This is a genomic window from Arthrobacter sp. Hor0625 (genome assembly GCF_052567525.1).
Genome location: NZ_CP199586.1, coordinates 3,110,787 through 3,129,198 on the forward strand (window position 1 = coordinate 3,110,787; position 18,412 = coordinate 3,129,198).

At 69.3% G+C, this 18,412-nt stretch carries 16 protein-coding genes; 6 read left to right on the forward strand and 10 right to left on the reverse strand.

Annotated features, from left to right (window positions below):
- Positions 1-86 precede the first annotated feature (86 nt).
- From tkt to pgl, 6 genes are all read left to right on the forward strand, one after another.
- Positions 87-2,204, forward strand: a complete 2,118-nt coding sequence (tkt, locus tag ACTWLI_RS14305) for a transketolase (protein WP_445154440.1) — start codon at positions 87-89, stop codon at positions 2,202-2,204.
- 65 nt (positions 2,205-2,269) lie between these two features.
- On the forward strand, positions 2,270-3,388 hold the full coding sequence (gene tal / locus ACTWLI_RS14310; RefSeq protein WP_445154441.1) for a transaldolase: 1,119 nt from the start codon (positions 2,270-2,272) through the stop codon (positions 3,386-3,388).
- A gap of 7 nt (positions 3,389-3,395) precedes the next feature.
- Positions 3,396-5,039, forward strand: a complete 1,644-nt coding sequence (locus ACTWLI_RS14315; RefSeq protein ID WP_445154442.1) for a glucose-6-phosphate isomerase — start codon at positions 3,396-3,398, stop codon at positions 5,037-5,039.
- 15 nt (positions 5,040-5,054) lie between these two features.
- Positions 5,055-6,617: a glucose-6-phosphate dehydrogenase gene (gene zwf / locus ACTWLI_RS14320; protein ID WP_445154443.1), complete on the forward strand. Its 1,563-nt coding sequence runs from the start codon at positions 5,055-5,057 to the stop codon at positions 6,615-6,617.
- Complete coding sequence (locus ACTWLI_RS14325; RefSeq protein ID WP_445154444.1) at positions 6,614-7,555, forward strand: glucose-6-phosphate dehydrogenase assembly protein OpcA; 942 nt, start codon at positions 6,614-6,616, stop codon at positions 7,553-7,555. Before zwf ends, ACTWLI_RS14325 begins: the two co-directional genes overlap by 4 nt.
- The gene (gene pgl / locus ACTWLI_RS14330; protein WP_445154445.1) at positions 7,545-8,363 is read left to right on the forward strand and encodes a 6-phosphogluconolactonase; all 819 of its coding nucleotides are present in this window, start codon (positions 7,545-7,547) and stop codon (positions 8,361-8,363) included. The genes ACTWLI_RS14325 and pgl overlap by 11 nt, the downstream gene beginning before the upstream one ends.
- Here the strand turns inward: pgl and ACTWLI_RS14335 are convergent.
- The 10 genes from ACTWLI_RS14335 to uvrC all read right to left on the reverse strand — a co-directional run bounded on the left by ACTWLI_RS14335 (position 8,316) and on the right by uvrC (position 18,398).
- Positions 8,316-8,711 carry an RNA polymerase-binding protein RbpA gene (locus ACTWLI_RS14335; RefSeq protein WP_445154446.1) on the reverse strand — a complete coding sequence of 132 codons (396 nt, stop codon included), beginning with the start codon at positions 8,709-8,711 and terminating at the stop codon, positions 8,316-8,318. The two genes, pgl and ACTWLI_RS14335, sit on opposite strands and share 48 nt — an antisense overlap.
- Positions 8,712-8,835: 124 nt before the next feature.
- On the reverse strand, positions 8,836-9,093 hold the full coding sequence (gene secG / locus ACTWLI_RS14340; RefSeq protein ID WP_056739536.1) for a preprotein translocase subunit SecG: 258 nt from the start codon (positions 9,091-9,093) through the stop codon (positions 8,836-8,838).
- 48 nt (positions 9,094-9,141) lie between these two features.
- On the reverse strand, positions 9,142-9,957 hold the full coding sequence (tpiA, locus tag ACTWLI_RS14345) for a triose-phosphate isomerase (RefSeq protein ID WP_445154447.1): 816 nt from the start codon (positions 9,955-9,957) through the stop codon (positions 9,142-9,144).
- 74 nt (positions 9,958-10,031) lie between these two features.
- Positions 10,032-11,258, reverse strand: coding sequence for a phosphoglycerate kinase (locus tag ACTWLI_RS14350; RefSeq protein WP_445154448.1), 1,227 nt, complete (start codon positions 11,256-11,258; stop codon positions 10,032-10,034).
- 10 nt (positions 11,259-11,268) lie between these two features.
- On the reverse strand, positions 11,269-12,279 hold the full coding sequence (gene gap / locus ACTWLI_RS14355) for a type I glyceraldehyde-3-phosphate dehydrogenase (RefSeq protein WP_445154449.1): 1,011 nt from the start codon (positions 12,277-12,279) through the stop codon (positions 11,269-11,271).
- A 268-nt stretch (positions 12,280-12,547) separates the two neighbouring features.
- A complete protein-coding gene (locus ACTWLI_RS14360) occupies positions 12,548-13,171 on the reverse strand; it encodes a superoxide dismutase (RefSeq protein WP_445154450.1) in 624 nt (207 codons plus the stop codon).
- A gap of 172 nt (positions 13,172-13,343) precedes the next feature.
- Positions 13,344-14,324 (reverse strand): DNA-binding protein WhiA, encoded by a 981-nt coding sequence (gene whiA, locus ACTWLI_RS14365; RefSeq protein WP_056739545.1) that lies wholly within the window; start codon positions 14,322-14,324, stop codon positions 13,344-13,346.
- A gap of 10 nt (positions 14,325-14,334) precedes the next feature.
- Positions 14,335-15,354, reverse strand: coding sequence for a gluconeogenesis factor YvcK family protein (locus tag ACTWLI_RS14370; RefSeq protein WP_445154451.1), 1,020 nt, complete (start codon positions 15,352-15,354; stop codon positions 14,335-14,337).
- Positions 15,354-16,277: an RNase adapter RapZ gene (gene rapZ, locus ACTWLI_RS14375; protein WP_445154452.1), complete on the reverse strand. Its 924-nt coding sequence runs from the start codon at positions 16,275-16,277 to the stop codon at positions 15,354-15,356. The genes ACTWLI_RS14370 and rapZ overlap by 1 nt, the downstream gene beginning before the upstream one ends.
- 111 nt (positions 16,278-16,388) lie before the next feature.
- Entirely contained in the window at positions 16,389-18,398 is a 2,010-nt protein-coding gene (gene uvrC, locus ACTWLI_RS14380; RefSeq protein WP_445154453.1) for an excinuclease ABC subunit UvrC, read from the reverse strand.
- Between the last annotated feature and the right edge of the window lie 14 nt (positions 18,399-18,412).

The window sequence follows — 18,412 nt, forward strand, 5'->3', positions numbered from 1 at the left end:
GGAGCCGACCCCAGGCAACACGCCCGGGGCGGCGCCACGTGCCTCCGGCCGTCAGCACAGAGAGGGGCCCGGTTTTCGTGCCACATTTGGAAGAGCAAGAACTGTCTTGGACTGATCTGGACCGGCGTGCGGTCGATACCGTGAGGGTGTTGGCAGCGGATGCGGTGGAAAAGGTCGGCAACGGCCACCCGGGGACGGCGATGAGCCTGGCTCCGGCGGCGTACCTGTTGTTCCAGAAGGTCATGCGGCATGATCCGGCAACTCCGGACTGGCTGGGCCGTGACCGGTTCATCCTCTCCCCGGGCCACACCTCGCTGACCCTCTACATCCAGCTTTTCCTCTCCGGTTACGGGCTGGAGCTCAAAGACCTTGAGGCGCTGCGCACCTGGGGTTCGCTGACGCCGGGCCACCCGGAGTACAAGCACACCGCCGGCGTCGAGATCACGACCGGGCCGCTGGGCCAGGGCCTGGCGTCCGCGGTCGGCTTCGCGTACTCCCAGCGCCGGATGCGGGGCCTGTTCGACGCCGACGCACCGGCCGGGGAATCCCCGTTTGACCACACCGTGTGGGTGATCGCCTCCGATGGTGACCTGCAGGAAGGCGTCACGGGCGAGGCCTCCTCGCTCGCCGGGCACCAGGAACTGGGCAACCTGGTCGTGATTTACGACGAGAACCACATCAGCATCGAGGACGACACCGACGTGGCGTTCACCGAGGATGTCCTGGGCCGCTACGAGGCCTACGGCTGGCACACGCAGCGGGTCGACTGGACCGCCACCGGCGAGTACGTCGAGGACGTCGCCGGGCTGCACAAGGCGCTGCTGGCCGCGAAGGCCGAAACGGGCAGGCCCTCGATTATCTCGCTGCGGACCATCATCGGGTGGCCGGCGCCGAAGAAGCAGAACACCGGCAAGATCCACGGTTCGGCCCTGGGCGGGGAGGAAGTCGCGGCCCTGAAGGAAGTCCTGGGCTTTGACCCGGAGCGGTCCTTCCAGGTCGAGGACGAGGTCCTGGCCCACACCCGCGAGGCGCAGGCCCGCGGCGGACACGCCCGGAAGGTATGGGAGGAGTCCTTCACCGCGTGGCAGGCAGCCCACCCCGAGGCAGCGGCCCTGCTCGAGCGGATCGAATCCCGGCAGCTCCCGGCCGGGATCGAGGACGCCCTGCCGGTCTTCGAAGCAGGCAAGGACGTCTCAACCCGCGCCGCGTCCGGGAAGGTCCTGAACGCCCTCGGCCCGGTCCTGCCCGAACTCTGGGGCGGGTCCGCGGACCTGGCCGAGTCGAACAACACCACGATCGAAGGCTCACCGTCCTTCATCCCCGCGTCCCGGCAGACCGAGGCGTGGAAGGGCAACCCCTACGGCCGGGTCCTGCACTTCGGGATCCGTGAGCATGCCGCCGCATCGATCGTCAACGGCATCACCCTGGCCGGCCCGACCCGGGCGTTCTCGGGCACGTTCCTGATCTTCTCCGACTACCAGCGCCCCGCGATCCGGCTCGGCGCCCTGATGGGCGTGCCGTCCCTGTACGTCTGGACGCACGACTCGATCGGCCTCGGCGAGGACGGCCCGACCCACCAGCCGGTGGAGCAGCTCGCCTCGCTCCGGGCCATCCCGGGCCTGGACGTGGTCCGTCCCGGCGACGCGAACGAGGTCGCCGCAGCGTGGAAGGCGATGCTGGAGAACCACGCCAACCCCGCCGGGATCGTCCTGACCCGGCAGAACATCCCGACCTGGGACCGCGGCACCGGCGACGCCACCGGTGACACCTTCGCCTCGACCGCCGGCGTTGCCCGCGGCGGCTACGTCCTGGCCGAAGCCTCGGCCAACGGTGAAACCGCCGAGCCGCAGGTCATCCTGATCGGCACCGGTTCCGAGGTCCAGCTCGCCGTCGAAGCCCGCGCCGCGCTGCAGGCCGAAGGCATCCCCACCCGGGTTGTCTCCATGCCCTGTGTGGAATGGTTCAACAAGCAGGATGCGGCCTACCGCGACGCCGTGCTCCCCGCCGGCGTCAAGGCCCGTGTCTCGGTCGAAGCCGGGCTCGCCCTGGGCTGGAAGGAGTTCGTCGGCGACGCCGGCCGCTCGATCAGCCTCGAACACTTCGGCGCGTCCGCTGACTACAAGCGCCTCTTCCAGGAATTCGGCATCACCGCCGAAGCCGTCACGGCCGCCGCGAAGGATTCCCTCGCCGGCCTCACCGCCTGAGCACCACCTCACGCCACCCGGCCGCCGCCCCACGGGGCGGCGGCCCCAGACTTCAGGAGTTAGCTATGAACAGCACCCCCACGCAGCAGTTGTCCGACGCCGGCGTCTCCATCTGGCTCGATGACCTTTCCCGCGGCCGCCTGGCCACCGGCACGCTGCGCAAACTGATCGAAGAGAAGAACGTCGTCGGGGTCACCACCAACCCGAGCATCTTCCACGCCGCCATCACCACCGGCACCGACTACGACGGAATCATTAAGGAAAAAGCCGCCGCCGGCGCGACCGTCGAGGAAACCATCTTCTCGATCACCACCACCGACGTCGCCGACGCGTGCGAGCTGTTCGCCCCGGTCGCCGCCGCCTCCAACGGCGTCGACGGCCGCGTCTCGATCGAGGTGGACCCGCGGCTGGCGTGGGACACCGCCGGCACCATCGCCGAGGCCAAGGAGCTCTACGGCCAGGTCAACAAGGACAACGTCCTGATCAAGATCCCTGCCACGCTCGAAGGCCTCGAAGCCATCACCGCGACCCTGGCCAGCGGGATCAGCGTCAACGTCACCCTGATCTTCTCCCTGGAACGCTACCGGGCCGTCATCAACGCGTTCCAGAGCGGGATCGAACAGGCCAAGGAAAACGGCCACGACCTCTCCAAGATCCACTCCGTGGCGTCCTTCTTCGTCTCCCGCGTCGACACCGAAATCGACAAGCGCCTCGACGCGATCGGCACCGACGAAGCCAAGGCCCTCAAGGGCAAGGCAGGCCTGGCCAACGCCCGGCTGGCCTACCAGGTCTACGAGGAACTGTTCTCCACCGAACGCTGGGCCCTGCTCGCCGAAGCCGGCGCCCGCCCGCAGCGGCCGCTGTGGGCCTCCACCGGCGTCAAGGACCCGGCCTACCCGGACACCCTGTACGTCACCGAACTGGTCGCCCCCGGCGTCGTGAACACCATGCCGGAGAAGACCCTCGACGCCACCTTCGACCACGGCGCCATCACCGGCGACACGATCACCCGCGGATACGACGACGCGAACGCGACGCTCAACGCGCTCGATGCGCTCGGCATTTCCTACAACGACGTTGTCGCCGTGCTCGAGTCCGAAGGCCTCGACAAGTTTGTGGCAAGCTGGAAGGAACTGCTGGCCGACGTCGAGGGCGCCCTCGCCGCTGCACGGAAGGACGCATAGCCTCCTCATGACCACTCTCAGCTACGACGCCACGGGCGCCGCCCGCCAGGCCCACGAACAGCACCTGCCCGCCCTGTTGGAGGACCGGGTCGCCACCCGGATCTTCGGCAAGGACGCCACCCTGTGGGGTCCCGACGCCGAGGCCGAATCCGCGGTACGGCTCGGCTGGGTCGAAGCAGCCACCGTGTCCCAGCCGCTGGTTGCCGACATCCTCGCGCTCCGTGACGCCCTCCGCGCGGAGGGTGTCACCCGGATCGTGCTGTGCGGCATGGGCGGTTCCTCGCTGGCCCCCGAGGTCATCGCCGGAACCGCCGGCGTCGAGCTGACGGTCCTGGACAGCACCGACCCGGAACAGGTCGCCGGCGCCCTCGCCGACCGGCTGGCCGAGACGGCGATCGTGGTGTCCTCGAAGTCCGGTTCCACCCTGGAAACCGACTCGCAGCGGCGCGTGTTCGAGCACGCCTTCACCGAGGCCGGTCTCGACGCCAAGAGCCGGATCATCATCGTCACCGACCCCGGGTCGCCGCTCGATGCCGCCGCACGCGAGGCGGGATACCGGGCCGTGTTCAACGCCGACCCCAACGTCGGCGGGCGCTACTCCGCGCTGACCGCGTTCGGCCTGGTGCCGTGCGGGCTCGCCGGCGTCGACATCCAGGCTTTCCTGGACGAGGCCGAGGAGGCCGCCGAGATCCTCAACGACGACAGCGAGGACAACATCGGCCTCGCCCTCGGCGCGGCCCTGGGCGGCACCAACCCGCTGCGGAACAAGATCGTGATCGCCGAGGACGGCTCCGGGTTCGCCGGGTTCGCCGACTGGGCCGAACAGCTGATCGCCGAATCCACCGGCAAACTGGGCACCGGTGTGCTGCCGGTGGTCGCCGGCGTCGACGCCCCGGAGGTCAGCTCCGGGGCCGGCGACGTGCTGGTCGTCCGCCTTGTGGCGGCCGACGCCGACGTCGAACTCGGCGCCAACGAAGCGGCCATCGCCGGCGGCCTCGCCGCGCAGATGATGGCTTGGGAGTTCGCCACCGCCGTCGCCGGCCGGCTGCTCGGCATCAACCCGTTCGACCAGCCCGACGTCGAAGCGGCCAAAGTGGCCGCCCGCGGCCTGCTGGACGCCCAGCCGGAACCGACGCCTGCCGCCTTCACCGACGGCGCCATCGAAGTCCGCGGCGGCGACTGGCTGGACGGCGCGTCCACGGCGGCCGACGCCGTCAGCGCCCTGCTCGGCCAGCTCGGCACGGACGGCTACCTCAGCGTCCAGGCCTACTTCGACCGGCTCAGCTACGCCCCGCTGGAGGGCGTCCGCGACGACCTGGCAGCCCTCAGCGGCCGTCCGGTGACCTTCGGCTGGGGCCCGCGCTTCCTGCACTCCACCGGGCAGTTCCACAAGGGCGGCCCCGCGATCGGCGTGTTCCTCCAGGTCACCGCTGCGTCCCCCACCGACCTTGCCATCCCCGGCCGTCCGTTCACCTTCGGCGAACTGATCTCGGCGCAGGCCGCCGGCGACGCACAGGTGCTCGGCGACCACGGCCGCCCCGTGCTGCGGCTCCACCTGACCGACCGGGCCGTCGGCGTCAGCCAACTGCAGCAGCTCGTCTCCTCGCTGGCCGGCACTGCCGCCCGGGCAGCAACCTCTACCGAAAGCTAAGGCACCACCACCACCATGCCATTTTCGCAAAACGGCGCCCGTCCGTCGGCGGGCCGTGGGCGCAATCCGCTCCGCGACCCGCGGGACCGGCGGCTCAACCGCATCGCCGGGCCCTCCTCCCTTGTCCTCTTCGGCGTCACCGGCGACCTTGCCCGGAAGAAGCTGATGCCGGCCGTCTACGACCTGGCCAACCGCGGGCTCCTGCCGCCCAGCTTCGCCCTGGTCGGGTTCGCCCGGCGCCAGTGGGAGAACGAGGACTTCGCCGCCGAGGTGAAGGAAGCGGTCAAGAACTACGCCCGCACCCCCTTCGACGAAACGGTCTGGGAGCAGCTCTCCGAGGGAATCCGCTTCGTCCAGGGCGAATTCGACGACGACGACGCGTTCGAGCGGCTCAGCGACACAATCGACGAACTCGATGAACAGCGCGGGACCCGGGGAAACCACGCCTTTTACCTGTCGATCCCGCCGAAGGCGTTCGAACTGGTCTGCCGGCAGCTCTCCAAGCACGGGCTGGCCCAGGCGGAAGGCGACAAGTGGCGCCGCGTCGTGATCGAGAAGCCCTTCGGGCACGACCTCGAGTCCGCGCGCCAGCTCAACGACATCGTCGAATCCGTCTTCCCGCCGGACGCCGTGTTCCGGATCGACCACTACCTGGGCAAGGAAACGGTCCAAAACATCCTGGCGCTACGCTTTGCCAACCAGCTGTTCGAGCCGCTGTGGAACGCCAACTACGTTGACCACGTCCAGATCACCATGGCCGAGGACATCGGCACCGGCGGCCGGGCCGGCTATTACGACGGCGTGGGCGCGGCCCGCGATGTCATCCAGAACCACCTGCTGCAACTGCTGGCCCTGACCGCCATGGAGGAACCGATTTCCTTCAACGCGGGCGACCTCCGGGCCGAGAAGGAGAAGGTCCTGGCCGCCGTCCGGCTGCCGGAGGACCTCTCGACCCATTCGGCGCGCGGGCAGTTCACCGGCGGCTGGCAGGGCGGCGAGGAAGTCGTGGGCTACCTCGAGGAGGAGGGCATCCCGGCCGACTCCACCACCGAGACGTTCGCCGCGATCCGGGTGGACATCAACACCCGCCGCTGGAGCGGTGTGCCGTTCTACCTGCGGGCCGGGAAGCGCCTGGGCCGCCGGGTGACCGAGATCGCCGTCATCTTCAAGCGGGCCCCGAACCTGCTGTTCCGCGACCACGGCGAGGACGACTTCGGCCAGAACGCCGTGGTGATCCGGGTGCAGCCGGACGAGGGCGCCACGATCCGTTTCGGTTCCAAGGTTCCCGGCACGCAGATGGAAGTCCGTGACGTGACGATGGACTTCGGCTACGGACACTCCTTCACCGAATCCAGCCCCGAGGCCTACGAACGGCTCATCCTAGACGTCCTGCTGGGCGAGCCGCCGCTCTTCCCGCGGCACCAGGAGGTGGAGCTGTCCTGGAAGATCCTCGATCCGTTTGAGGAGTACTGGGCCAGCCTGGACGAGCAGCCGGAACCCTACGCCCCCGGCAGCTGGGGTCCGCCGTCCTCGGCTGAACTGCTCGCCCGCGACGGACGCACCTGGAGAAGGCCATGATCGTAGATCTCCCCGACACAACGACCTCCAAGATTTCGAAGAAGATCATGGCGCTGCGGGAGGCGGGCGGCGTGATCGCCCTGGGCCGCGTGCTGACCCTGGTCGTGGTGACCAAGTCCGGCCTGGAAGAGGAGGCCATCGAGGCCGCCAACGAGGCCAGCCGCGAGCACCCCTGCCGGATCATCGTCCTCGCCGACGCCGGGGCCTCGGCACCGACCCGGCTCGATGCCCAGATCCGGGTGGGCGGCGACGCCGGCGCCTCGGAGGTCATCCTGCTCCGCGGCTACGGCGAGCTCGCCGAGGAAAGCGAATCCCTGGTGGCCGCGCTCCTGCTGCCGGACGCGCCGATCGTGGCGTGGTGGCCGCACGGCGCCCCGCGCAACGCCTGCGAAACCTCCATCGGTAAGATCGCGCACCGGCGCATCACGGACGCCGCCAATGAGGCCGATCCGCTCGCGGCGCTGGACAACCTCCGCGCCACCTACAAGGCCGGCGACACCGACCTGGCCTGGACCCGCCTGACGAACTGGCGGATCCAGCTCGCCGCCGTGCTCGACCAGGTGGACTCCTCGCCGGTGACCGCGGTCGCCGTCGAAGGCGCCTCCGACTCCCCCAGCACGATGCTGCTGGCCGCCTGGCTGACCCTGGCGCTGGACGCCCCGGTCACCATCGTCGCGGACCCGGCCGGCACCGGCATCCGCCGGGTGCGGCTGACCCGCACCGGCGGTGACATCCAGCTGTACCGGCCCGGCCTCACGGTCGCCGAACTGACCCAGCCGGGCCAGCCCGCGCAGCGGATCTCCCTCCCGCGCCGCAGCCTCAAGGACTGCCTGGCCGAGGAGCTCCGGCGGCTGGACCCGGATGAAGTGTTCGGTGAAGTGATTACTATGGGACTGCCCCGTACCAACCTAAGGAGTGTCCGTCCCAGTGAGCGCTGAGCCCAGAGTAAGCATCCATCCTGACTCCACAGTCCTGATGGCCGCGATCGCGGCACGCCTGATCACCAAGCTCGTGGACATCCAGGACCGGCACGGCGAGGCCACGGTGGTGCTGACCGGCGGCACGATGGGCATCGGATCGCTCAAGGCGGTCGCCCAGTCCCCTGCCGCCCCGGCGGTGGACTGGTCCAAGGTGAACTTCTGGTGGGGGGACGAACGCTTCGTCGCCCGCGACGACGCTGACCGCAACGCACGCCAGGCGCACGAGGCGCTGCTCTCGCACATCGCGGTCGACCCGGCCCGCGTGCACGTCCCGGGGTCCACGGATGACTTCGACACCCCGGAAGAAGCGGCGGCCGACTACGCCCGCCGCCTGGCCGAGGCTGCCGCGGCCGAGCACGCCGCCGACATGTCCGATGACCGCCCGGAACAGCCGGGCCGGCTGCCCCGGCTGGACATTGTGCTCCTGGGCGTCGGACCCGACGCGCACGTGGCCTCGCTCTTCCCCGAGCAGGCTGGCATCCGCGAGAAGGACCTCACGGTCGTCGGGGTCAGGAACTCCCCCAAGCCGCCGCCGGCACGGCTGTCCCTGACGCTGCCGACGATCAACACCGCCAGCGAGGTCTGGATGGTGGTGGCCGGCGACGACAAGGCCGGAGCCGTGGGCCTGGCCCTCGCCGGGGCTAACCCCGTGCAGGTGCCGGCCGCGGGCCCGCGGGGCCGGAACCGGACGCTGTGGCTGATCGACGAGGACGCGGCCTCACGCGTCCCCGAGCAGCTCGTTCGGAAGGGCCCGGCGGGCGCGTAGCTTTTCCAGCGCTCCGGCCAGCACGTCTTCGGCGTCTTGGCTGGAGCGCCGCTCTTTAACGTACTCGAGGTGGCTCTTGAATCCCTCGGCCGGTCCGTCCTCCAGCGCGAACCGGGCCTCATCACGGGTCGCGGCAGCGCCGCAGCGCCTGCAGTCCCACACCCCGGGGATCTGCTCTTCCGGGAGCTTGGCGAACACCAGGACGGTCTGGTGCCCCTTGGCGCACTGGTAGGTCACGGAAATCCGGGGCTGGCCCACACCCCTGCCGTCGAGCGGCTCGTGGCGGGCCGGTGCCCCGGCGATAGCTCCTACACGGATGCCCCTGAATCCGGAAGCAGAATGCAGCATCGGGAACTCCTGGCTACTGTCGGTGGTGTGGTTCTTGCCAGCGACAGCGTACGCCGGGAGTTCCCGATGCCGGGAGGGCCGCAAGGCCCATATGAAGTTGTGAGCGCCTGTCCGGCGCGTCAGCCTAGGAGTCGGCGCCGGTGCTGAAGCGCATCAGCAGGCCGAGGGCGATGATCACGACGCCCCAGGTGACGCCCAGGATCACGGTGAAACGGTTCAGGTTCCGTTCGGCCACGCCCGAGGAGCTCAGCCCGGAACTCATGCCGCCGCCGAACATGTCGGACACGCCGCCGCCGCGCCCCTTGTGGAGCAGGATGAGCAAGGTCAGCAGGAGGCTGGTGATGCCCAGCAGCACCTGCAGGATGACATGAAGAACGTCCACGACGGCCTTTCGGAAGAGGGGAATACGGGGGCCAGAGCTGTGTCCGGACTAGTCCGCCAGCAGGTGGCTCTCGAACCTGACAATATTAGCAAACTCGGCCGCGTCCAGGCTGGCACCGCCGACGAGGAGTCCGTCCACGTCGCGTTCCTTGAGGATCGAGGCGGCGTTGTTGGCCTTGACCGAGCCGCCGTAGAGCAGCCGGGTCCTGGCGGCAACGGGGGCGTCGAACAGGGTGGACAGCTCGGCGCGGATCGCGGCGCACATCTCCTGCGCGTCGTCCGGCCCGGCGACCTCGCCGGTGCCGATCGCCCAGACCGGCTCGTAGGCGACGACGAGCTCGGCCGCCTGCTCGCCGGTGAGGCCTTCGACGCCGGCGCGGAGCTGGGCCAGGGTGTGCTCGACGTGGGTGCCGGCCTGGCGGACCTCGAGGCCTTCGCCGACGCACAGCACCGGGGTGATGCCGTGGCGGAAGGCGGCCTTGGTCTTGGCGTTCAGGACCTCGTCGGATTCGTGGTGGATGGTGCGGCGTTCGCTGTGGCCGACGAGGACGTAGCGGCAGCCGAGCTTGGCCAGGAACTGGCCGGAGATGTCGCCGGTGTACGCACCGGAGTCGAACTGTGACAGGTCCTGCCCGCCGTAGGCGACCTGGAGCTCGTCGCCCTGGACGAGGGTCTGCACACCGCGGAGGTCGGTGAACGGCGGGAAGACGGCGACCTCCACCCGGCTGTAGTCGTGCTTGGCGTCGGACAGGGTCCAGGCCAGCTTCTGCAGCAGGGTGATGCCCTGGACGTGGTCCATGTTCATCTTCCAGTTGCCCGCGATAAAGGGCTTCCGGTCGAACTTGCCGTTGGTTGAGGTTGTCACATGATCTCCAAAAGAGTCGTTGCGGTGAAGAAGCCGGCACGGTGCCCGCCGGGGCACCGTGCCGGCTGGAGGTTCTAGCGGTCCAGCACGCTCAGGCCGGGCAGGTCCTTGCCCTCCAGGTATTCCAGGCTGGCGCCGCCGCCGGTGGAAATGTGCCCGAACTGGTCATCGGCGAAGCCGAGCGTCCGGACCGCAGCCGCGGAGTCGCCGCCGCCGACGACGGTGAACGCCCCGGTCTCGGTCAGGGCCTGCGCCACGGCACGGGTGCCGGCCGCGAAGGCGGGGAACTCGAAGACGCCCATCGGCCCGTTCCAGAACACGGTGCGGGCGCCCTTGATGCGGTCGGCGAAGGCCGATGCCGACTCCGGCCCGATGTCCAGGCCGATGCCTGCGGCGCCGAAGCTGCTGGACTCGATCGCGTCCGCGGGGACGGTTTCGTGGGCCGCCTCGGCAGCGAACTTCTCCGCCACGACCACGTCGGTGGGGACCACGAACTCGGTCCCGGCGTCGGCCGCCCGCTTGAGGTAGTCCTGCACCGCGGGGATCTGGTCCTCTTCCAGCAGGCTGCCGGCGACCTTGTGGCCTGCGGCGGCGAGGAAGGTGAACAGCATGCCGCCGCCGACCATGATGGTGTCCGCCTTGCCGATCAGGTTCGCGATGACCGCGAGCTTGTCGGAGACCTTGGAACCGCCGAGGACGACGACGTAGGGCCGCTGGGTGTCATCGGTCAGCTTGCGCAGCACCTCGACCTCGGTGCGGACCAGGTCGCCCTGGTAGGACGGCAGCCGGGTGGCGACGTCGTACACGGAGGCGTGCCTGCGGTGCACGGCGCCGAAGGCGTCATCCACGAAGGCCCCGTTGGCGCCGGTGAGGGCCACCAGCTCGTCGGCGAAGGCGCCACGCTCGGCGTCGTCCTTGGACGTCTCCCGGGCGTCGAAACGCACGTTCTCGAGCACCAGCGCCTCACCGTCGGCCAGCGCGGCGGCGGCCGCTGTGGCGGACTCCCCCACGGTGTCGTCGGCGAGGGAAACCTTGAAGGACGCCAGGGAAGCCAGCCGGTCGACGGCGGGCTTCAGCGAGTATTTCGCGTCCGGGGCGCCCTTGGGGCGGCCCAGGTGTGCCGTGACCAGCACGCGGGCACCGGCGTCCGTGAGCTTCGACAGCACTGGCAGGGAGGCCTTGATGCGGCCGTCGTCAGTGACTGTAGAGCCGTCGAGCGGCACGTTCAGGTCGCTTCGAACCAGAACGTACCGCCCGCGGACACCATCAGCGATCAGTTCGTCGAGGGTGTGGAATGTCATGAGTCTTACCCTAGCCCAGCTTGGACGCGACAAGCTCCGTAAGGTCGACGAGGCGGTTGGAGTAGCCCCATTCGTTGTCGTACCAGGAAACAACCTTGACCTGGTTGCCGATGACCTTCGTCAGGCCGGAGTCGAAGATGGACGACGCCGGGTCGCCGACGATGTCCGAGGAGACGATCGGCTCGTCGGTGTAGGTCAGCAGGCCCTTGAGTTCTTCGGTCTCGGAGGCGGCCTTGAGCGCGGCGTTGACTTCCTCGACGGTGGTCTCGCGGGAGACCGTGACGGTCAGGTCGGTGGCCGAGCCGGTCGGGACCGGGACGCGGATGGCGTAGCCGTCGAGCTTGCCCTTGAGCTCCGGGAGGACCAGGCCGATGGCCTTGGCGGCGCCGGTGGAGGTCGGAACCATGTTGATGGCGGCGGCGCGGGCGCGGCGGAGGTCCTTGTGCGGGCCGTCCTGCAGGTTCTGGTCGGCCGTGTAGGCGTGGATGGTGGTCATCAGGCCGCGCTCGATGCCGAAGGCGTCGTTGACGACCTTGGCCAGCGGTCCGAGGCAGTTGGTGGTGCAGGACGCGTTGGAGATGATGTTGTGCGCGGCCGGGTCGTAGAGGCCGTCGTTGACGCCCATCACGATCGTGATGTCCTCGTCCGAGGCGGGGGCGGAGATCAGGACCTTCTTGGCGCCGGCGTCGATGTGCTTCTGCGCGTCGGCGGCCTTGGTGAAGAAACCGGTCGATTCGATCACGATGTCGACGCCGAGCTCGCCCCAGGGCAGCTTGGCCGGGTCGCGCTCCGCGAGGACCTTGACGGTCTTGCCGTCGACGACGATGTTGCCGTCCTTGACCTCGATGGATTCGGCCAGGCGGCCGCCGACGGAGTCGTACTTGAAGAGGTGGGCCAGCGCTTCGGGGCTGGTCAGGTCGTTGACTGCCACGATCTCGAGGTCTGCACCCTGGGCCAGGGCGGCGCGGAAGTAGTTGCGGCCGATGCGGCCGAAGCCGTTGATACCAATACGTGTCGTCACGTTTTCAGTCTCCTTGGTGCTCTCTATCAAGCACGATTAGTTGAGTAGGCGTTCAAGCCAACTAACAGATCCCGCACGCCATTGGGCAGAGATGATTACCAGATCGGAGGGCGACCAGCCACGTTGCTGAAGGCTAACCGCCTTCCGTGATCCATCTTACGTTTAACTGGGCCCGCCCCCGCAACTGCGGGGGCGGGCAGTCCACGATCCGGGCCGAATGGACCGGAATGTGAGCTTTGTTACAGCACGGCGCCGTCCGCGGACGGGGTCAGAGCGTGATCAGGCCGGTGGCGTTCTGCCGGGCGGCGTCGAAACGCCGGGCTACGTCGGCCCAGTTCACGATGTTCCAGAACGCCTTGACGTAGTCGGCCTTGACGTTGACGTAGTCCAGGTAGAAGGCGTGCTCCCACATGTCCAGCATCAGCAGCGGGGTGGTGCCGAGCGCGACGTTGCCCTGCTGGTCGTAGAGCTGTTCGATGACCAGGTTGCCGCCGATCGGCTCGTAGGCCAGGAAGCCCCAGCCGGAGCCCTGAAGGCCCATGGCTGCGGCGGTGAACTGCGCACGGAAGGCGTCGAACGAGCCGAAGGCGTCGTCGATCGCGGCCGCGAGCTCGCCCTCGGGCTTGTCGCCGCCGTCCGGGGAGAGGTTCTTCCAGAACACGGAGTGGTTGATGTGGCCGCCGGTGTGGAACGCGAGGTCCTTGGAGAGGCGGTTGATGTTGGCGAAGTCGCCCTTTTCGCGAGCCTCGGCCAGCTGGGCCAGGGCGTTGTTCGCGCCGGTGACGTAGGCGGCGTGGTGCTTGCTGTGATGCAGCTCCATGATCTTCGCGGAGATGTGCGGCTCCAGCGCCGCGTAGTCGTAGTCCAGTTCTGGCAGTACGTATTCGGTCACAAAATCCTCCAATGTCATGGACTGTCCGTCCGGTTTTGCTACTTCTCGGATTGTGCATCCGGGTGGCTGGCACCCGGAAATCTGTGGCTGCGGGCCCAGGGTGCATAGCTCCCTGGCCCGCCGGGGTATTCCCGCCCCGGCTTCGATTCTGTCCTTAATCCACCGGCCGCGGCTACTCGTCGAGCATTTCCGGCGTGACGTTCGCCTCGGTGCCGGGAATCCCGAGGTCCTGCGCGCGTTTGTCCGCCATCGCCAGCAGGCGGCGGATCCGGCCGGCGATCGCGTCCTTGGTCATCACCGGGTCGGCGAGCCGGCCGAGTTCGTCGAGGCTGGCCTGCTTGTGCGCCACGCGCAGTTCGCCGGCGTACTTGAGGTGGTCCGGCACGTCGTCGCCGAGGATCTCCAGCGCCCGGTCGACGCGGGCGCCGGCGGCGACCGCCGCCTGGGCGGAGCGGCGCAGGTTGGCGTCGTCGAAGTTGGCCAGCCGGTTCGCCGTGGCGCGGACCTCCTTGCGCATCCGCCGCTCTTCCCAGACCATCAGCGCGTCGTGGGCGCCCATCCGGGTCAGCAGCGCCGCGATGGTGTCCCCGTCGCGGATCACGACGCGGTCCACTCCCCTGACTTCGCGGGCCTTGGCCTGGATGCCGAGCCGCCGGGCGGCCCCGACCAGGGCGAGGGCGGACTCCGGGCCCGGGCAGGTCACTTCCATGGCGGAGGAGCGGCCGGGTTCGGTCAGCGAGCCGTGGGCCAGGAACGCACCGCGCCAGACGGCCTCGGCGTCGGCCGCGGAGCCGTTGACGACGACGGACGGCAGGCCGCGGACCGGGCGCCCGCGGGAGTCCAGCAGGCCGGTCTGGCGGGCGAGGGCTTCGCCGTCGCGGACCACCCGGACCACGTAGCGGCTGCCGCGGCGCAGCCCGCCGCCGGAGACGACGATGATCTCGCTCTGGTGGCCGTAGACCTCGGCGATGGCGGCGCGGAGCCGGCGGGCAGTGGATGCGAGGTCCACCTCTGCCTCGATCACGATCCGGCCGGAGATAATGTGCAGCCCGCCCGCGAACCGGAGCATGGCGGACACCTCAGCCTTGCGGACCGAGGACTTCTTGATGTCCAGCCGCGAAAGTTCTTCCTTGACTGATGCTGTCAGTGCCATGGCACCTTTCCTACCTGTTCCCGAAAATGTCGTGGTACGCCGTAGCCAGGCGCAGCGGGTCGTGGATCGGCCGGCGGTTCGACGCCCCTACTTTACCCAAGACCACCTCCGCGCCGAGCATCCCGGCGGCCTGCTCGAAGTCGCGGCGGTCCGGGACCGACGCGGGATCGGCCAGCACGACGTCGACGCTGAACTCCGGCGCGTAGTCGCGCAGCACGCGCAGGTGGTCCGCGGCGGTCATGCCGAGCGTTTCCTTGGTGTCGGTGGCGAGGTTCATGGTCAGGCACCGCCGGGCCTCGGTCTTGCACAGGGCATCGCGCATCTCGGGCAGCAGCAGGTGCGGCAGCACCGAGGTGTACCAGGACCCGGGGCCGAGGACCACCCAGTCGGCCAGTTCGATGGCCGTGAGCGCCTCGACGCAGGCGGGCGCGGCCTCGGGGAGGAGGCGGACCGCCTCCAGCCGGCCGGCCACGGCGCACCTGGCCTGCCCGCGGACGGTCTGCAGTTCGGATCCGCCGTCCGGCCGCGCCACCCGGGCCTCACCCTCAATGGTCAGCGGGGTGGTGGACATCGGCAGGACCTGTCCCCGGGCGCCGAGCAGCGCGCCGGCCCACTGGAGGCCGACGACGGCGTCGCCCAGCAGCTCCCAGAGGGTGACGATCAGCAGGTTGCCCATGGCGTGTTCGTCCAGCGAGCCGCCGGTGCCCTTGCCGGGCTTGAAGCGGTGCTGCATGACATCGCGCCAGGTCCGGCCCCAGTCGGTGTCGTCGCAGAGGGCCGAGAGTGCCATCCGCAAGTCACCGGGCGGGAGGACGCCGTACTCCTCGCGCAGCCGCCCCGAGGAGCCGCCGTCGTCCGCGACGGTGACGATAGCGGTCAGCTCGGAGGTGAGCAGCCGCAGCGCGGACAGCGAGGCGGAGAGGCCGTGCCCGCCGCCGAGGGCGACGACGGAGGGGCCTTTGTCCTGCTGGCCGGCGGAGGCCGCGCTGGCGGCCGGAACCAGGGGCAGGGGCCCGGTCAGGAGCGCCATTACTCGCGGCCCAGATCCCGGTGGGTGGTGGTGACGGTGACCCGGGGGTACTGCGCCAGGCGCCGCGAGAGTTCGACGGCGACGGCGACGGAGCGGTGCTTGCCGCCGGTGCAGCCCACGGCGATCGTGGCGTAGTGCTTGTTCTCGCGCCGGTAGCCGTCCAGGACCGGTTCGAGCGCCAGGACGTAGCGTTCCACGAAGTTGCTGACGCCCTGGGCCTCGAGCACGTAGTCGCGGACGTCCTCGTCCAGTCCGGTGTGCGGGCGCAGCTGCGGCACCCAGTGCGGGTTGGGGATGAAGCGGGCGTCGGCGACGAAGTTGGCGTCGACGGGCAGGCCGTATTTGAAGCCGAAGCTCATGACGTTCAGGCGCAGCGCGACGGGTCCGGTCTCGCTGAACAGCTCGGTGATGGCGGTGGCTAGGCCGTGGACGTTCAGCGGCGAGGTGTCCAGCACGATGTCCGAGGATTCCCGCAGTTCGCGCAGCAGTTCGCGTTCGGTGGCGATGCCGTCCAGGATCCTGCCGCCGCCCTGCAGCGGGTGCGGCCGGCGGCCCTGTTCGAAGCGGCGCACCAGTACGTCGTCGCTGGCGTCCAGGAACAGGACGCGGAACATGACCCCGCTGGCTTCGAGGTTGCGCAGCGCGGCGCGGATGTCGGCGAAGAGGTCCTTGCTACGGACGTCCACGACGACGGCGAGCTTCGAGATGGAGCCGGGCGCGTGCGAGACGAGCTCAGCGAGCGTCCCGAGCATCTGCGGCGGCAGGTTGTCGACCACGTACCAGCCGTGGTCCTCCAGGGCGTCCGAGGCGGTGCTGCGCCCGGCGCCGGACATCCCGGTCACCACCAGCAGCTCCGCTTCGATCGGCTTGACCGGCGTCAGCCCGTCCGCCTCCATGCCGGATCCTGCCGTTGACTCTGTCATCCGTCGTGCCCCATCTCTGCTGTCCGCTCTGCCGCGAGGGCGGCGGGGCGGTTTCCCGCCGGCGCGCGCCGCACCTCAGCTCCTAACCCTAGCTAAGATTGCCCGCGCTAGCTAAGTTTCGAGCATTTCGCCGGTCGTCATGTTGACCGCCGGCAGCGCCGGGGCCGCGGCGCCGTCGTCGGCACTGAAATGCTGCACGATCGCGGCCGCAAGGGCGGGACCGATTCCCTTCGCCGCGGTCAGCTCCTCGGCGCTGGCGGCCTTGATGTTCTTGACCGACCCGAACTGGTTCAGCAGCGCCTTGCGCTTGTATTCGCCAAGGCCCGGCACGCTGTCCAGCGCCGAGACCGTCATGGCCTTGCCCCGCTTCTGCCGGTGGAAGGAGATCGCGAAGCGGTGGGCCTCATCGCGGATCCGCTGCAGCAGATAGAGACCGGCCGAGGCCCGGGGCAGGATGACCGGGAAGTCGCTGTCCGGCAGCCAGACTTCCTCGAGCCGCTTCGCCAGCCCGACGACGTAGACATCCTCGATGCCGAGTTCGGCCAGGGCCTTGGCGGCGGCGTTCACCTGGGGCTTGCCGCCGTCGACGACGACGAGGTTGGGCGGGTAGGCGAATTTCGCCCGCGGGGCCGCCGTCGTGGTGTCCGCGACGACCGCTTCCGCGGCAGCGTCCAGCGCGGCCTGGTGGCCGGGCTTTGCCGCGGCCGCCGCCTGCGCCGCCTGGTCCTCCAGGTAGTGCCGGAACCGCCGGGTCAGGACGTCGTGCATGGCCGCCGTGTCGTCGTTGGCGGCCGCCCCGGTGACCGAGAACTTGCGGTAGTCGGATTTCTTGGGCAGCCCGTCCTCGACCACCACCATGGACCCGACCACGTTGGTGCCCTGGACGTGGGAGATGTCGTAGCATTCGATCCGCATGAGCGCGTCCGGCAGGTCCAGGGCTTCCTGCAGTTCCTGCAGCGCCTGGGAGCGCATGGTCAGGTCGCCGGCGCGCCGGGACTTGTGCAGTTTGAGCGCATGCTCGGCGTTGTCCCGCACCGTGGAAAGCAGGGTGGCCTTGTCACCGCGGCGCGGGACCCGGACGTCCACCCGGGCGCCGCGCAGGCCGCTGAGCCACTGGGCCAGTTCCTCGGCGTTGCTCGGTTCCTCCGGGACCAGGACTTCCCGCGGCAGCCTGCCCTGGACCTCGCCCTCCTCGCCGTAGACCTGCTGGAGCAGGTGCTCGACGAGGTCCGGTGTGGTGGTGTCCTCGACCTTTTCCACCACCCAGCCGCGCTGGCCGCGGATCCGCCCGCCGCGGACGTGGAAGACCTGGACGGCAGCTTCGAGTTCGTCCTCGTGCAGCGCGAACACGTCGGCGTCAGTGTCCTCGGCCAGGACCACGGCGTTGCGTTCGAAGACTTTCTTCAGGGCCACGATGTCGTCGCGCACGCGGGCCGCGCGTTCGTAGTCCAGTTCCGCGACGGCGGCTGCCATGTCCTTTTCCAGCCGGGAAACAAAGCGCTTGGCTTCGCCGCCCATGAAGGCGCAGAAGTCCTCGGCCAGGGCCCGGTGGTCGTCGGGCGAGATCCGGCCGACGCAGGGGGCGGAGCACTTGTCGATGTAGCCGAGCAGGCAGGGGCGGCCGCTGGCCTCGGCGCGCTTGAACACGCCGGCGCTGCAGCTGCGGACCGGAAAGACCCGCAACAGGGTGTCCATGGTCTCGCGGATGGCGCCGGCGGTGTACGGGCCGAAATACCGGGTGCCCTTGCGCCGGTCGCCTCGGAGTACCTGGACCCGCGGGTACTTCTCCCCCATCGTGACGGCGAGGTAGGGGTAGGACTTGTCGTCGCGGAACATGACGTTGAACCGCGGCTTGAATTCTTTGATCCAGGTGTATTCGAGCTGCAGCGATTCCAGTTCGCTGCCGACCACGGTCCATTCCACGCTGCTTGCCGTGTGGACCATGGCGTGGGTCTTGGGCAGCAGCCCGGCGGGGTTGGCGAAGTAGGAGTTCAGCCGGGAGCGGAGGTTCTTGGCCTTGCCCACGTAGATGACCCGGCCGTGCGGGTCACGGAAGCGGTACACGCCCGGGTTGGTCGGGATTTCGCCCGTCTGCGGACGGTAACTCGCTGGATTTGCCACCAGCCCATTCTACT

Excerpts from the sequence above, each read along its gene's own strand:
- ACTWLI_RS14315 (WP_445154442.1), top strand. The coding sequence starts at position 3,396 with ATGACCACTCTCAGCTACGACGCCACGGGCGCCGCCCGCCAGGCCCAC.
- rapZ (WP_445154452.1), bottom strand. The coding sequence starts at position 16,277 with ATGACAGAGTCAACGGCAGGATCCGGCATGGAGGCGGACGGGCTGACG.
- ACTWLI_RS14350 (WP_445154448.1), bottom strand. The coding sequence starts at position 11,258 with ATGACATTCCACACCCTCGACGAACTGATCGCTGATGGTGTCCGCGGG.
- ACTWLI_RS14370 (WP_445154451.1), bottom strand. The coding sequence starts at position 15,354 with ATGGCGCTCCTGACCGGGCCCCTGCCCCTGGTTCCGGCCGCCAGCGCG.
- tal (WP_445154441.1), top strand. The coding sequence starts at position 2,270 with ATGAACAGCACCCCCACGCAGCAGTTGTCCGACGCCGGCGTCTCCATC.
- whiA (WP_056739545.1), bottom strand. The coding sequence starts at position 14,324 with ATGGCACTGACAGCATCAGTCAAGGAAGAACTTTCGCGGCTGGACATC.
- ACTWLI_RS14325 (WP_445154444.1), top strand. The coding sequence starts at position 6,614 with ATGATCGTAGATCTCCCCGACACAACGACCTCCAAGATTTCGAAGAAG.
- ACTWLI_RS14335 (WP_445154446.1), bottom strand. The coding sequence starts at position 8,711 with ATGCTGCATTCTGCTTCCGGATTCAGGGGCATCCGTGTAGGAGCTATC.
- zwf (WP_445154443.1), top strand. The coding sequence starts at position 5,055 with ATGCCATTTTCGCAAAACGGCGCCCGTCCGTCGGCGGGCCGTGGGCGC.